13 protein-coding genes are annotated in these 14,896 nt (G+C 69.8%); 5 read left to right on the top strand and 8 right to left on the bottom strand.

Annotated elements, in window-relative coordinates:
- Window positions 1-51 precede the first annotated feature (51 nt).
- The 4 genes from G4Z16_RS03805 to G4Z16_RS03790 are packed head-to-tail and all read right to left on the bottom strand — an operon-like array spanning window position 52 to window position 5,340.
- Window positions 52-969, bottom strand: coding sequence for a carbohydrate ABC transporter permease (locus G4Z16_RS03805; RefSeq protein WP_197349175.1), 918 nt, complete (start codon window positions 967-969; stop codon window positions 52-54).
- A complete protein-coding gene (locus G4Z16_RS03800) occupies window positions 966-1,937 on the bottom strand; it encodes a carbohydrate ABC transporter permease (RefSeq protein WP_197349174.1) in 972 nt (323 codons plus the stop codon). The genes G4Z16_RS03805 and G4Z16_RS03800 overlap by 4 nt, the downstream gene beginning before the upstream one ends.
- Window positions 1,937-3,262 (bottom strand): ABC transporter substrate-binding protein, encoded by a 1,326-nt coding sequence (locus tag G4Z16_RS03795; RefSeq protein ID WP_197349173.1) that lies wholly within the window; start codon window positions 3,260-3,262, stop codon window positions 1,937-1,939. The genes G4Z16_RS03800 and G4Z16_RS03795 overlap by 1 nt, the downstream gene beginning before the upstream one ends.
- Window positions 3,263-3,321: 59 nt before the next feature.
- Window positions 3,322-5,340 (bottom strand): beta-galactosidase, encoded by a 2,019-nt coding sequence (locus tag G4Z16_RS03790; RefSeq protein WP_197349172.1) that lies wholly within the window; start codon window positions 5,338-5,340, stop codon window positions 3,322-3,324.
- A gap of 139 nt (window positions 5,341-5,479) precedes the next feature.
- Between G4Z16_RS03790 and G4Z16_RS03785 the strand changes: the two genes are divergently transcribed.
- Window positions 5,480-6,349, top strand: coding sequence for an SDR family NAD(P)-dependent oxidoreductase (locus G4Z16_RS03785; protein WP_197349171.1), 870 nt, complete (start codon window positions 5,480-5,482; stop codon window positions 6,347-6,349).
- An 87-nt stretch (window positions 6,350-6,436) separates the two neighbouring features.
- Window positions 6,437-7,165: a FadR/GntR family transcriptional regulator gene (locus G4Z16_RS03780; protein ID WP_197354142.1), complete on the top strand. Its 729-nt coding sequence runs from the start codon at window positions 6,437-6,439 to the stop codon at window positions 7,163-7,165.
- 15 nt (window positions 7,166-7,180) lie between these two features.
- On the opposite strand, the gene G4Z16_RS03775 is transcribed toward G4Z16_RS03780, so the two are convergent.
- From G4Z16_RS03775 to G4Z16_RS03760, 4 genes are all read right to left on the bottom strand, one after another.
- Window positions 7,181-7,396 carry a DUF397 domain-containing protein gene (locus G4Z16_RS03775; protein WP_197349170.1) on the bottom strand — a complete coding sequence of 72 codons (216 nt, stop codon included), beginning with the start codon at window positions 7,394-7,396 and terminating at the stop codon, window positions 7,181-7,183.
- Window positions 7,393-8,232, bottom strand: a complete 840-nt coding sequence (locus G4Z16_RS03770) for a helix-turn-helix domain-containing protein (RefSeq protein WP_197349169.1) — start codon at window positions 8,230-8,232, stop codon at window positions 7,393-7,395. The genes G4Z16_RS03775 and G4Z16_RS03770 overlap by 4 nt, the downstream gene beginning before the upstream one ends.
- A gap of 183 nt (window positions 8,233-8,415) precedes the next feature.
- Window positions 8,416-9,675, bottom strand: a complete 1,260-nt coding sequence (locus tag G4Z16_RS03765) for a PP2C family protein-serine/threonine phosphatase (RefSeq protein ID WP_246530665.1) — start codon at window positions 9,673-9,675, stop codon at window positions 8,416-8,418.
- Complete coding sequence (locus G4Z16_RS03760; protein ID WP_197349168.1) at window positions 9,672-10,475, bottom strand: alpha/beta fold hydrolase; 804 nt, start codon at window positions 10,473-10,475, stop codon at window positions 9,672-9,674. The genes G4Z16_RS03765 and G4Z16_RS03760 overlap by 4 nt, the downstream gene beginning before the upstream one ends.
- 112 nt (window positions 10,476-10,587) lie before the next feature.
- Here G4Z16_RS03760 and G4Z16_RS03755 point away from each other — a divergent pair, with 112 nt between their 5' ends.
- The 3 genes from G4Z16_RS03755 (at window position 10,588) to G4Z16_RS03745 (ending at window position 14,867) form a co-directional block, all read left to right on the top strand.
- The gene (locus G4Z16_RS03755) at window positions 10,588-11,184 is read left to right on the top strand and encodes a MarR family winged helix-turn-helix transcriptional regulator (protein WP_197349167.1); all 597 of its coding nucleotides are present in this window, start codon (window positions 10,588-10,590) and stop codon (window positions 11,182-11,184) included.
- The gene (locus G4Z16_RS03750; RefSeq protein WP_197349166.1) at window positions 11,184-12,080 is read left to right on the top strand and encodes an EamA family transporter; all 897 of its coding nucleotides are present in this window, start codon (window positions 11,184-11,186) and stop codon (window positions 12,078-12,080) included. The genes G4Z16_RS03755 and G4Z16_RS03750 overlap by 1 nt, the downstream gene beginning before the upstream one ends.
- A gap of 132 nt (window positions 12,081-12,212) precedes the next feature.
- Complete coding sequence (locus G4Z16_RS03745; protein ID WP_197349165.1) at window positions 12,213-14,867, top strand: ATP-dependent Clp protease ATP-binding subunit; 2,655 nt, start codon at window positions 12,213-12,215, stop codon at window positions 14,865-14,867.
- Window positions 14,868-14,896: the final 29 nt, after the last annotated feature.

Genomic DNA, 14,896 nt, shown 5'->3' with positions numbered 1-14,896 from the left:
TCCAAAACGGTGTGTTCAGGGGCGCCCCGCTGTCCGGGGCGCCCCGGCAGGTCATCCCTTGAGGCTCCCCTCGGTCAGACCGGTCCTCCAGAAGCGCTGGAGCACCAGCATCGCGACGGCGAGCGGGATGACGGACAGGAAGGCGCCTCCGACCGTGTACTGGAGGAGTTCGGGGATCCGGTCCTGGGAGGTCTGCCACGTGGTCAGACCCAGCGTGATCGGGTACATGCGGTCGTCGGACAGCATGACCAGGGGCAGGAAGTAGTTGTTCCAGATGCCCACGAACTGGAAGAGGAAGACGGTCACCAGCGCCGGCGACATGATGCGCAGCGCCAGCCCGAAGAAGATCCGGCCCTCGCTCGCTCCGTCCACCCGCGCGGCCTCCAGCAGCGTGTCGTCGACGGCCGATTCGGCGAAGATCCGGCACAGGTAGACACCGAAGGGACTCACGACGCTGGGGATCAGCACAGCCCAGTACGTGTTGGTGAGCCCTACCTTGTTGAACAGCAGGTAGAGCGGCAGCGCCAGTGCGGTGTGCGGCAGCAGCACGCCCGCGAGAACGGTCTTGAACACCGCTTCCCTTCCCCGGAAGCGGTACTTGGCGAGAGCGAAGCCGGCCGCGGCCGCCAGCAGAGTGGCCAGCAGGGCGCCGACTCCCGCGTACAACAGCGTGTTGGCCACCCAGTACAGGTAGACGTTGTCGTCGTAGGTGAGGACCTTGCCGATGTTCTCCAGCAGATGCGGATTGTCGAACCAGAGTCCGTTGCTGCCGTAGATCTTGTCCGTGCTCTTGGTGGCGGCGATGATCAGCCAGTAGACGGGCAGCAGGAAGTAGACGGAGGCGGCTGCCAGCGAGGCGATGAGCAGGACTCGGCCGGGGCTCGGTGCTCGACGCGGGCCCGGTGGCGTGCTGCGTACGGGCGCGACCGGAGGCGTCACGGTCGCTTCGGGGGTGGTCGTGGCACTCACCGCTGCCTCCGTTGCTTGCGGGTGACCAGGCTGAGGAACCCGAAGGACAGGGCGCAGGCCACGATGGCGAGGATGACCGCCTTGGCGGCGGCGAGATGGATGTTGGCGTTCGCGAAGGCGTCGTTGTAGGCGTTGAGGTTCGGCGTGAAGGTGCTTGTCACTGCCGGAGTCAGCACCTTGAGCACGAGCGGCTCCGCGAACAGCTGCATGGTGCCGATGATGGAGAAGACGCAGGTGAGGACGAGTGCCGGGCGCACCAGCGGAATCTTGATCCGAAGCGCCGTCTGCCACGGTCCCGCTCCGTCGATCTTCGCCGCCTCGTACAACTCCTGCGGGATGGACTTCAGTTGGGCGACGATGATCAGCATGTTGTAGCCCGCGAACTCCCAGACCACGATGTTCGCGATCGACCACAGCACGTTGTCGTATCCGAGGAAGTCGGGCGCGGCGCTGCCGAGCACCTCGGTGATCGGGCTGATTCCCGGCACGTACAGAAAGCCCCACAGGATCGTCGCGATGACGCCGGGAATGCCGTACGGCAGGAAGTACGAGGCGCGCAGCAGACCCGCCCACCGGTTGGAGAGCTGGTCGAGCATCAGAGCCAGAGTGAGCGCGAGAACCAGCATCACCGGCACCTGTACGACGCCGAAGAGCAGGACCCTGCCGAAACTGTCGACGAAGTCGGCCTGTTGGAGGGCGAGGGTGTAGTTCTCCAGGCCCGCGAAGCCGACGCCGGGCTTGCCGAGGCCCAGCGGCCCGCTGCGCTCCACCGTCAGGAGGCTCTGGTAGATCGCGTAGCCGATCGGCAGGACGAAGGCGAAGAGGAACAGCAGGAGGAACGGGCCGAGGAAGTACCAGCCGGCACCATCGGGCCGGGCGGAACGGCGGGCGTTGCGTGATGTGGAGCCGGTTGCGCCGGATGAGCCGGCTGAGGGGGTCTTGCTCGGCGAGTGGGCAGTGGCGGCCATCATGCACTCCTCACCTTGAGGCCCTTGGCCTTGAAGTCGTCGATGAACCGGCCCTGTATGTCGCCCAGAGCCTCCACGAGGGTGCCGTTCCCGGCGGCCACCCGCCCCATCGCGTCCTTGATGTGCTCGAAGGACTGACTGGTGGTCGGCGCCCACTTCCACGAGGTGTCCACGTTGCCGTCGGACTCCTGGAAGACCTCGTTGTAGCGCTGGCCGCCGAAGAACGCGTCGGGCTTGCCGAGCGCGGAGTCGCCGAGGTCGATACGGGCCGCCGGCCAGCCGTAGCCCGCCTCGACGAGCAGGTCGATGCTCTTGGCGTCGGTGTTGAGCCAGTGCGCGAACTCGATGGCCTCGACCGGGTGCCGGCTGCCCTGGGGGACCGCGGTGGCGGAACCGCCCTGATTGGCCGAGGCGTTGTCCCCCTTCTCCCACTGGGGGAGTGTGGTGACCCGCCATTTCCCCTTGGTGCCTGGGGTGTTGCCGCGCAGCAGCGCGTCGCCCCACTGGGGTCCGGGCCAGCTGGCCATGCGGCCCGTCTGTGCCGCCCTGTACCAGCCGCTGGTCAAGTCGGGCATCGCGAGGACGAGTTCGTCCCGCAGCAGTCCGTCCCAGAAGTCGGCGACTTCGCGCGACGCCTCCGAGTCGATGTCGACGATCCAGGTGTCGCCCTCGGTACGTATCCACCGCGCGCCCCGTTGCCATGAGAAGGCGGCGAACCACAGGGCGCTGTTGGGCGCGAAGCTGCCGATGAGGGAGCCACCCGCGCGCTTCTTGATCTTGATGGCAGCCGCGCGGAACTCGTCCCAGGTGCTGGGGACTTCGGCGTCGCAGCGCTCGAAGATGTCCTTGCGGTAGTAGAAGCCCATCGGGCCGGACGCCTGCGGCATCGCATGGAGCTGCCCGTCGAAGACGCCCTGGCTCCATTGCCAGTCGACGTACTGGTCCTTGAGCTTGTCCACGCCGTACTTGCTCAGGTTCGTCAGGCCGTTGACGAGCATGAACTCAGGAATCGTGTGGTATTCGACCTGAGCCAGGTCCGGCGGGCTGCCTGCCTTCAGGGACGAATGGATCTTCTGGTAGCCGCCGTTGAGGCCGTTCGGCACGATCTGCAGCTCGACGTGGATGTCGGGGTGCGTCTTGTTCCACAGGGCCACGGCCTTCTGCAGCGGCACCCACGTCCAGAAGACCAGGTTGACCTTCTGGCCGTCCCTGCGCGGCGCCTGCTTCGTGAGCCGGGCCGCGCCCGCCTGCTCGCCGCAGGCGGCGAGCAGGGGCGTGGCGGCAGCGGCGGCGCCCCAGGTGAGGACCTTCCTTCGGACCGGCATCTGACCTCCTTGTCAGGGGGTCCCCCCAAGCCGGAGGCCGAGGGGGGACCGTCGGACGATCAGCGCTCCATGACCGCGACGCCGCGCGGCGGAAGCGAAACAGAGGTGACCGCGCCGGAATCCGGGCTCAGACGGTCACGCATCGGTTCCGGGAGTTCCACGACGGACGAGTCGTCGCCGTGGTTGAGCAGGAACAGGAAGCTGTGTTCCGTGTCCTCGCGGACCGTGGCCTGGACGCCCTCGGGCAGTCCGGGCAGCACGGGCTCCACACCTGCCGCCTGCCGCACGTGGTCCATCAGGCGGCGCATCGCGGTCCGTCCGAGACGCGTGCCGACGTACCAGGCGGCGCCGCGGCCGTAGCGGTGCCGGGTGACGGCGGGACGCCCCGCCAACTCGCCCGCGCCGAAGACCGCCAGGGCCTCCGCGCCCTCCAACTCGACGGCCTCGGACCACAGATCGCCCTGCGTGCCCTGCTCGTCGACCGGCCCGGCGGGCGCCACACCCTGGACCGGCACGCTCGCGCCCTCGTCCAGCGGCCAGAACTCCTCGACGCGCAGGCCGAGCAACTCCCGCAGCGGCGCCGGGTATCCGCCCTGGTGGACGCGGTCGCGCTCGTCGACGATGCCGGAGAAGAACGAGACGAGAAGCTGCCCTCCCTCCTCGACGTACTGCGCCAGACGACGGGCGTCGTCCGCACGGAGCAGATAGAGGTTCGGGACGACGACGAGTTTGTAGCCGGACAGTTCACTCGCCGGCGGAAGGATCTCGCAGGCCACGCCGGCCTCGAAGAGCGGCCGGTGGTGCGCGCGGTTGATCAGCGCCTGGTCCAGGGCGGTCGAGGGGTGCGAGTCGAGCTCCAGCGCCCACCAGCTGTTCCAGTCGGTCAGCAGCGCGACGTCCGCGTGCGTGCGGGTGCCCGCGATCTCCGGTACGGAGCCCAACTCGCGGCCCAGCTCGCTCACTTCGCGGTGGATGCGGGTGTCCGTGCCGCCGTGCGGAAGCATCGCGGAGTGGAACTTCTCCGCGCCGCCCAGCGACTGCCGCCACTGGAAATACATGATCGCGTCGGAGCCCTGCGCGACTGCCTGCCAGCTCCACAGCCGCATCACACCGGGGGGCTTCGGGCTGTTGCGCGGACGCCAGTTCACCGCGCTGGGCGCCTGTTCCAGCAGCATCCACGGCTGCCCGCCGAGAGCCGAGCGCATGAGGTCGAAGTTGAACGCGGCGCGCAGGTGATCGTCCGGGTCGTAGGGGTCCTGGTAGAAGTCCAGGGACATCACGTCCTGGTGGCGTGCCCACTCGAAGGCGTCCACCGGCTTGTGGTGCGCCATCAGATTCGTCGTCGCCGGTACCTCGGGCGTGAGACGGCGCAGCACGGCCAGCTCGGCGAGATAGCACTGGCGCAGCGCGTCGTCGCTGAAGCGCAAGTAGTCGAGCTGCTGGGAGGGGTTGCCGAACGTGGGTGCCAGGCGCGGCGGCTGCACCTCGTCGAAGGAGTCGTAGCGCTGGGACCAGAAGGCCGTTCCCCAGGCTTCGTTGAGGGCGTCGACGGTGCCGTAGCGCTCGCGCAGCCAGCGGCGGAAGTCCGCGGCGGAGACGTCGCAGAAGCACTGGCGGATGTGGCAGCCGTACTCGTTGCCGACGTGCCACACCTCGAGCGCCGGGTGCTGTGCGTAGCGTCCGGCGACCTGCTCCACCAGGCGCGTGGCGTATTCGCGGTAGACGGGGCTGGAGGGGCAGTAGTGCTGCCGGCCGCCCGGCCACTTGCGGCGGCCGTCCTCCGTCTCCGGAAGGATCTCGGGGTGCAAGCGGCTGAGCCACGGCGGCGGGGACGCGGTCATCGTCGCGAGGCAGACGCGGAGACCGGCCTGCCCGAGGTTGTCCATCACGCGGTCGAACCAGCCGAAGTCGTACTCACCGGGGCGCGGTTCGACCTGGGCCCAGGCGAAGACCCCCGCCGTCACCAAGGTGACCCCGGCCTCCTTCATCAGCCGGGTGTCCTCGGCCCAGACCTCCTCGGGCCATTGCTCGGGGTAGTAGTCGCCGCCGAAATGGATCTGCCTGTCTGACCTCTTCATGCTGCGGGGCACCTTCGGGTCGTGGGTGGCTGTCGCACGCAGGAATGTTCAATCCATTAATTATGAATTAACGTAAGCGCAGCTCGGGTGGGGGTCAACCCTCCCGGCGACGGTCCGTACCGACGCGAGGAGAAGACTGATGACGGGGCCGACGGAGCACCCGGCGACAGGTCCGGAGACAGGCGCGACGGGGACGTCAGAGTTGCCGGGAACGACGCAGGACGCCCCAGCCGTGGCCGAGTCCGGCGCCGCAGCCCCCGCCGCCCGCTTCCGTGGCCTGACCGCCGTCGTCACCGGAGCCGCGTCCGGAATCGGCGCCGCCACCGCACAGCGCCTCGCGGAGGAGGGCGCCGCCGTCGTGGTCGCGGACGTCGACGAGCAACGGGGCGCACAGGTCGCGAAAGACATACGCGGGAGCGGCGGTGACGCCGTGTTCGTCCGTGCCGACGTGGGAAGCGAGGACGGCTGGCGGCGCATCCTCGAATCCGCCCACGCCTACGGGCCCGTCGGCGTCCTGGTGAGCAACGCGGTGAAGGTCGAACTCGCCCCCGCGCACGAGACGACGCCGGAATCCTGGAACCGGCAGATCAACGTCGGGCTGACCGCCGCCTACCTCGGCGTGCGCGCCTGCCTGGCCGATCTGCGGGCCGTGGGCGGAGCCGTCGTCCTCGTCTCCTCCGTACACGCACACCGTGGGATCCCCGGGCACCCCGCGTATGCGGCGGCGAAGGGCGGACTGCTGTCGCTGAGCGGTCAGTTGACGGTCGAGTACGGACCACAGGTGCGGTTCAACACCGTGCTGCCGGGACCGGTCCTCACCGGGTTGTGGGACCGCGTGCCGGAGGATGAGAGGGCAGCCAGCGTCGCGGAGACCGCGGCCGGCCGGTTCGGCACACCGCAGGAGGTCGCCTCCGCGATCGCGTACCTGGCCTCGCCCGAGGCGTCGTACGTCACGGGAGCGAGTCTGCTCGTGGACGGGGGATGGAGCGTCATGAAGTCCTCGGCATGACGGGGGAACCGGGGGAGCGGGGTGCCGGGCCGAACGCAGGCCCGAGATCACGGGGCGGGTGGATCGACCATGAGAGAAGGCCAGGGAATGTCGGGTTACGCGCGGCGAGGGGTGCACGGCCAGACCGTCGAGACCATCGCACACCGGGTGCTGAGCGGCCGCATCGGTGAGGGCGACACGCTCGACCTGGGTGCGCTCCAGAGCGAACTCGGCGTCAGCCTCACCGCGTTGCGCGAATCGCTGAAGGTGCTCGCCGCCAAGGGCATGGTCGACGCGCGCCAGAAGCGCGGCACGTTCGTACGGCCGCGTGCCGACTGGCACTTCCTCGACGCGGACGTGCTGCGCTGGCAGTTCGAGTCGGCCGAGGGCCCGGACGCGGGCGCCGGCAACCCCCTGCTGCGTGACCTCGGCGAGGTGCGGGGCATCGTCGAACCGGCGGCCGTACGGCTCGCGGCGGAGCGCCGCACCGACGCGGACCTCGCCGCGCTGGACGACGCGATCGACGCGATGACGCAGGCCTCCGAGGTCGGCGACGAGGCGGTAGACGCGGACCTCGCCTTCCACCGCGCCCTGCTCGCGGCATCGCACAACGAGATGCTGGAGCGGATGGAGATGGTCATCGCCACGGGCCTCGCCTTCCGCGACCGGCTCGTCCACGCCTCCGGGCACCGCCCGCAGAACCCCGTGCCCAGCCATGTGGCAGTCCTCGACGCGGTACGGGCGCGCGACGCCGACGGGGCGGAGGCGGCCATGCGGGCCCTCCTCGACCAGTCGGCCAAGGACCTCGACAAGATCCGGCGCGAGGGCGACGGCTGAGGGCCCGCCCCGTCCTCAGCGGCGGGCAGCGTCCGCGACGAACCCGACGAAGGTCGTCCACTGCTGCGACGGAACCGAAAGCACCGGCCCCTGCGCGCACTTCGAGTCCCTCACGTGCACGGTGCCCGCACCGGCCGCGACCTCGAGGCAGTCACCGCCGTCCGAACCGCTGTGGCTGCTCTTGAACCAGCGCAGCTCGCCGGAACCGGCCTTGTGCTGCTCGGTGTTCATAGCTCTCCCGCAAGCTGCTCGATGAATGCCGTCGACTCCCTGATGTTCAGGGCCATCGAGCGCAGCTTGCCATACCGGAGAGAGAACGTACTCACGTGCGCGCGGTCGCTGACGACGTGACCGATGCCCTGCGATTCGAAGTAGCCGAAGTGCTGATGCTCTCCCGTCTCGATGAGCACCATGGGCCCGTTGAGCCCGGGGTGGAAGCCGCGCCCCAGAGGCATGACCTGGATCTCCACGTTGCGCAACCGGCCCTGCGTCAGAAGATGATCGATCTGATGCCGCATGCTTTCCGGAGTCCCGAGTGGATTGCGCAGCGCCGCCTCCTCGATGACGAAGGAGAAGTTGACGGCCGGGCGCTTCGTTAGGAGCCGCTGCCTGTTCAGCCGGGCGTCGACGTGCTGTTCGACGACCTCGTCCTCAAGGGGAGGGCATCTGCCCTCGAACACGGTACGTGCGTAGTCCTCGGTCTGCAGTAGCCCCGGAACGAGTTGCGGGTCGTACGAGCTGCGGCTCACCGCCTCCATCTCGATCAGGACGAAGTCCCGGAAGAACGCCGGGAGTTTGGCGAAATCCACCTCCTCCTGGAGGACGTGCAGCGCACCGCCCGCCTCCAGCACCCGCTCAGCCGCAGCGGTGAAGGGCGCTTTCGCCGGACGGCGGCCCTGCTCGACCGATGCGACCGACTCGTGCGAGTAACTGATCCGTTCGGCCAACTCCTCCTGTGTCAGCCGGGCGTTCTCGCGGAAGAGCTTCAGCAGCTTTCCGTAGCCGACCCAGATGGAGGGCCGGTCGTCGTTCCTCTTGCCGGTCTGCTTGCCGTTCGTGCCGCCCATGCGCGCCTCACGTCGTCGACGAAGATGTGAGGTCCAACGCCTCCGTGCGCGCCGGGGCTACGGGCAGCGGCCCGTACAACACCCGGCGACGCCCGTACACGAGGCGGCCTGGCGCGTGGAGGCGGATTGCCCGTCTGAACGGCCGCCTGTGGCCTGCCGGTTCACGGCGCGCGTTCACGCCGATCAGTTCCTGGCAGGCACCCCCAGCGCCAGTACAGCCGTGTCGTCGACCAGTCCTTCGCCGAAGGCGTCCAGCAGCTGGGTGATGGCGGAGACGACGTCGCTGGCCGTGCAGGGCGCCAGCACGTCGGCGTAGCCCAGCAGCGCTTCGTCGCCGTAGCGGTCGCCCGAATCGCTGGCGGTATGGGCCTCGGTGAGCCCATCGGTGTAGAGGAGCAGGGTGTCTCCGGGCGACAGATGCACGCTGGTGGTCGCGACGTCCGGTGCGGCCAGCACACCGATCAACTGTCCGCCGGGGGTGGGGATGTACTCGGCGCTTCCGGAGTGCCGCAGCAGCAGGGCGTCGGGATGTCCGCCGCTGGCGAGCGTGATGGCGAAGCCGTCGTCCTCGGGCTTGAGCACACCGAACAGCACGGTGCAGAAACGGGGGTCGTGCTCGTGATCGGCGGTGTTCAGCACGGTGTTGAGATTCGTGAGCACCGCGACGGGGTCGGGGTTGTAGACGGCCGCGGCCCGCAGGGTGTACCTGGCGAGCGACGTCAGCACCGCTGCGGGCGCGCCCTTGCCGCAGACATCGCCCACGAACAGCCCCCATGCGTCCTTGCCGAGGGGGAACAAGTCGTAGAAGTCTCCGCTGACTTCGTCGGGGGAGGCGACGTGGTAGTGCGCGGTCACCTCCATTCCCCGGGGTGACGCCAGGGCCGGCGGCACCAGGGTCTGCTGCAGCGTGCTGACCAGGCGCTGGGAATGCTCGCGTTCGAGTTCGGCCTTTTCGCGTGAGCGCAGCAGCTCCGCTTCGTAAGCTCGCCGGTCCCGGGCGCTGTTGACGGTGGTGCGGATCAGCTGTGGCTGTCCGCTGCTGTCGGTCTTGACGACGGAGGTGACGAGCACGGGCAGCCGGGTGCCGTCGGCGGTCCTCAACTCCAGGGCGATCCCGCTGACCTCGTGCTGAAGGTGGACCAGCGGTGCGAAGTGCGTCTCGTGATAGATCTTCCCGCCCACCGTCAGCAGGTCCGCGAAGCGCATGCGTCCGACGACTTCGTCGTGCGAGCGGCCGAGCCAGTCCAGGAGCGTGCGGTTGGCCTTGACGATCCGTCCGTCCATCCGCGTGGAGAGGTAGCCGCACGGAGCGTTCTCGTACAGGTCTTCCGGGTCGTCCTCCGGCAGCCCCCAGTACCCTGCCCGCTCCTGTGCGCCGTTGCCGTCGGCGGTGCGCTGCTGCTGCGGAGGTCCCTGCTCCGCGTGGTCCGCGCCCGGCATCATCCGTCACGGGCTGCGAACCCGGCGATGGCCTCCGTCGTGGCGGCCGGCGCGCTCAACTGCGGGCAGTGGCCCACCGCGTCCAGAGTCACCAGTTCGCTGCCGGGGATCGACTCGTGGACGAATTGTCCGACCTCCCGGGGCGCGATGACGTCCTGGGCGACATCGATCACCCGCGTCGGCACGGACACGCGCCCGAGATCCGCGCGGTTGTCGGAAAGGAAGGTCGCGCGGGCGAAAACCCTGGCTATGGCCGGGTCGATCCGGCAGAAGCTGTTGCTCAACTCCTCGGCCAGTTCCGGCCGTTCGGGGTTGCCCATGACGACGGGCGCCAGCGACTCGGACCAGCCGAGGTAGTTGCTGTCCAGGGACTCCAGCAGCTCGTCGATGTCCTCGGCACTGAACCCGCCCCGGTATCCGGCATCGTCGATGTAGCGGGGCGAAGGTGTGAGCAGAATGAGCTTCTCGAACAGCCCGGGCTCCCATGCCGCGGCCAGGACGGCGAAGACGGCGCTCACCGAGTGCCCGACGAGTACGAGCGGCCCCAGGTCGAGTTCATGGCAGATTTCCAGGATGTCCTCGGCATAGGCGTCCAAGGCGGAGTAGCGCTCCTCGCTCCATGCTGAGACATCCGACTGCCCGGTGCCGACGTGATCGAACTGGACGATCTTGAAATGCCGCGCCAGCTCCGGGGTCACGAGCCGCCACATGTTCTGGTCGCAACCGAAGCCGTTCGCCAGCATCAGCACGGGGCCGTCGCCCCGGCCGGTGATCACCACATTGTTCCTGCTCAGTACATCCATGACGCCTCCATTGTCCTACTTGAACCGTTATGCGGCGATGGATGTCATGCGAATCGACGGTCGCCCGGGCCGAGGGGTTGAGAGGGATCTCCGTCCGCGGTATGCATGAGTCATGCATGACACAAACCGCACGGCCAACCTCCTCGGCGCCACCGCGCTCGCCGTGACCGACCTGGCTCTCACCGGTGCCACCAAGGCGGCCGGGACCAGCACCAGTGGCTCCGCCGCACTGGTGGTGCTCTCCGCGTCGCCCGGATTGAGCGTCACCGAGCTCGGCCGCCGCGTCGGCCTGTCACAGCCGGCCGCGGCCCGCATGGTCGACTCGCTGGAGTCGGCCGGGCTCGTCGAGCGGCGCCCGGGACCCGGACGCTGGGTCTCCGTGACGCCGACCGCCGCCGGCGCCCGCACCGCACGCACGATGCTCGCCGCCCGCGGAACCCCGCTGAACGGGATCGTGGAGGTACTGGACGAGTCCGAACGGGAGGAACTCGACGGTCTCCTGGCCAAGTTGCTGACGCGGCTCTACGCGGAGGTCGGCAACGCGGATCTCCTGTGCCGCCTCTGCGACCGCGCGGGCTGCGTGCACGGCGGCGCGATCTGTCCCGTCGGACAGTCCGAGCGCGACGAACAGCGCGACCAGCCGGACGGAAGCGGCGGGGACCACGGGAGCGGCGGGAGCGGTGAAGCCGCCGCGTCGCGCGGCAGCTGATGGGTGCCCTCCTCGCGCTGGCCTCCGCCGTCTTCTACGGGATGGCCGACTTCGCCGGCGGCCTGCTCTCCCGCCGTGCGGGTTTCGCCCTGGTCGCCCTCACCGGTCAGGCCGGAGGACTCGTGCTGGCCCTCGCGGCCGCGCCGCTGTACCCGGCCCCCTCGCCTGCGTTCCCCGATCTCGCCTGGGGAGCGCTCTCCGGGGTCGGCACCGGCCTCGGCATGATCTTCCTCTTCCGGGGGATGACCCGCGGCGCGATCAGCGTCGTGGTGCCCGTCAGCGCCGTGGGTGGCCTGGCACTGCCCGTGCTTGCCGGAGTGGCGGTCCTCGGTGACCGTCCGTCCGCGCTGTCCTGGCTGGGCATCCTCGTCGCCGTGCCGTCCCTCTGGCTGGCTTCACGCACCGCTCCCGCGCTCTCCACCGCGCCCGCGGCCTCCCTGGACGGACTCACCGCCGGGGCCGGGATCGCCCTCCAGTACGCGGCACTCGCCCAGGCCGGCCAGGACTCCGGCATCTGGCCCGTCACCGCGGGACGTCTCACCGCCCTCGCCGTGATCCTGCCCGCCGCGCTGCCGCCGCTGCGCGCCGCACTGACCCGGCAGGGGGCCGGGCCCTCCGGGCGGACGGGGAGGACGGGCCGGGCCGCATGGTCCGTGCTGCCGCTGCGCCAGGCGGCCGGGGCCGCCGCGACGGGCGCGGCCGCGACGCTGGCCCTGGTGTTCTACCTGCTGGCCACGCGGGAGCAGATCGTCACGGTCGCCGTCGTGCTCTCCTCGATGTATCCCGCGATCCCGGCGCTCCTGGGACTCACCGTCCTGCGTGAACGTCCCACCCGGCTGCAGACCGCGGGGCTCCTCGGCGCGGCCGTCGCCACGGGACTGCTCACCGCGGGCTGAAGCCGCCCGGGACGGGCTGCGGGAAGCCGCCGCGGACGTGTTGCAGGGCCTTTCGGGGGAACTCCGCACCGGAAGCTTCATGAAGCCGACACAGCGTGGCCCGGCCAGGTCGGGTCAGCGGGACGGATTCCAATGACCAGCGGGTACATGGGTCCCGAGGACTTCGGCAGGGACCCGTTCGGAGAGTACATACGGCGGATCCTGGGGGGCGCCGACTCGTCGGTCGGCGGCGGCAGCCGGGACCCCCGCTACTACGACTTCCTCCGTCTGATGAGCGAACCGGCCCGGCAGCTCATCTCCGAAGCGGCCTCGTACGCGGCACAGCGCGGCAGCAGCGATCTGGACACCGAGCATCTGCTGCGTGCGGCGCTCACCACCGAACCGACCCGCACCATGATCAACCGCGCGGGCGCGGACACCGACGCGCTCGCCCACAACATCGACCGCGAGGTGGGGGAGGGCACGCCGCGCAAGTCCATCGCCGTCAGCCCCGCCGTCAAGCGCGCGCTGCTGGACGCCCACGACATCGCCCGTGCGCGGGGCGCCTCCTACATCGGCAGCGAGCACGTGCTCATCGCGCTCGCCGCCAACCGCGACTCGACCGCCGGGCAGATCCTCGGCGCGGCCCACTTCGACCCGCGTGCCGCCTCCTCCGGCCCCTTCCCCGGCCATCCGGGCCAGCCCGGCCAGCCGGGACACCCCGGCCAGGGCGGGCCGCAGTACCCGGGAGCGCAGGCCGCCGGACCGGAGGCGCCTCCCGGCAGGGGACCGCAGGGCAAGCAGCGCTCCGAGACACCCAACCTCGACAAGTACGGCACCGACCTGACGGAGATGGCACACGACGGGCGCATCGACCCCGTGATCGGCAGGGAGGAGGAGATCGAGCAGACCATCGAGATCCTCGCCCGGCGCGGCAAGAACAACCCCGTCCTCATCGGTGAGGCGGGCGTCGGCAAGACGGCCATCGTGGAGGGCCTGGCCCAGCGCATCACCGACGGCGACGTGCCGGACAGCCTGCTGGGCCGCCGCGTCGTACAGCTCGACGTCTCCGGCGTCATCGCGGGCACCCGCTACCGCGGCGACTTCGAGGAACGCCTCAACGCCATCATCGACGAGATCCGCGAGCGCTCCGAGCAGCTGATCGTCTTCATCGACGAGCTGCACACCGTCGTCGGTGCCGGCGGAGGCGGGACCGAGGGCGGCTCGATGGACGCGAGCAACATGCTCAAACCGCCGCTCTCCCGGGGCGAGTTGCACGTCATCGGCGCCACCACGCTGGAGGAGCACCGCCGCCACATCGAGAAGGACGCGGCGCTCGCGCGGCGCTTCCAGCCGGTCCTCGTCTCCGAGCCGAGCGTGCCCGACGCCGTGGAGATCCTGCGGGGCCTGCGCGACCGCTACGAGGCGCACCACCAGGTCCGCTACACCGGGGACGCGCTCATCGCCGCCGTCGAGCTGTCCGACCGCTACCTGACGGGCCGGTTCCTTCCGGACAAGGCCATCGACCTCCTCGACCAGGCCGGTGCCCGCGTACGTCTGCGCACCGCCACCCGCGGCACCGACATGCGGGCGCTCGAACGCGAGGCGGAACGGGTCAGCCGGGACAAGGACCAGGCCGTAGCGGCCGAGGACTACGAGCGGGCCACTCAGCTGCGGGACCGCCTCACGGAGCTGGAGGAGGAGATCGGCCGCGGCGAACGCAAGCAGCACCCCAACGGGCGCATCGCCGAGGTCACCGTCGAGGACATCGCCGACATCGTCGCCCGCCAGACGGGCATCCCCGTCAGCAACCTCACCCAGGAGGAGAGGGAGCGGCTGCTCGGCATGGAGGACCGGCTGCGCGAACGCGTCATCGGTCAGGACGAAGCGGTCTCCGCCGTGGCCGACGCCGTGCTGCGCTCCCGCGCCGGACTGGCGAGCCCGGCCAAGCCCATCGGCAGCTTCCTCTTCCTCGGCCCCACGGGCGTCGGCAAGACCGAACTCGCCCGTGCGCTCGCCGAGTCGCTCTTCGGCACCGACGAGCGGATGGTGCGCCTCGACATGAGCGAGTACCAGGAGCGGCACACCGTCAGCCGGCTCGTCGGTGCCCCGCCCGGCTACGTCGGGCACGAGGACGCGGGCCAGCTGACGGAGACCGTGCGCCGCAACCCGTACTCCCTGCTGCTCCTGGACGAGATCGAGAAGGCGCACGCGGACGTCTTCAACCTCCTGCTCCAGGTGCTCGACGACGGACGCCTGACGGACTCCCAGGGCCGCACCGTCGACTTCACCAACACGGTCATCGTCATGACCAGCAACCTCGGCTCCGAGGCCATCACCGGGCGAGGCGCCGTCCTCGGCTTCGGCAGCGGGGACGAGGAGGAAGAGGAGGACGCCCGGCGCGAGCGCGTGATGCGGCCGCTGCGGGAGAACTTCCGCCCGGAGTTCCTCAACCGCATCGACGAGATCGTCATCTTCCGGCAGCTCTCCGACGAGCAACTGCGCACCGTCACGGACATGATGCTGGACGAGACACGGCACCGGGTTCACTCACAGGACCTGGCCGTCGAGTTCACCCCGGCCGCCGTCGACTGGCTCGCCCAGCGCGGCTACCAGCCCGAGTACGGGGCGCGGCCCCTGCGCAGGACCATCCAGCGCGAGGTGGACAACCGGCTCTCGCGGATGCTGCTCAGCGGTGAACTGAAGCCGCACACCGGGCTGTTGGTCGACGCGGAGGCCGACGAGCTGGTCTTCCGGCCGCAGGGCGAGACCTCTTCGGCCGGTTCGGACGCCGGGAGCATGGAGTGAACGGTCACGGGCACCAGGGACCGCAGCGG

This window comes from Streptomyces bathyalis (assembly GCF_015910445.1).
GTDB lineage: Bacteria > Actinomycetota > Actinomycetes > Streptomycetales > Streptomycetaceae > Streptomyces > Streptomyces bathyalis.
This window is presented reverse-complemented; position numbering and strand designations above follow the sequence as displayed.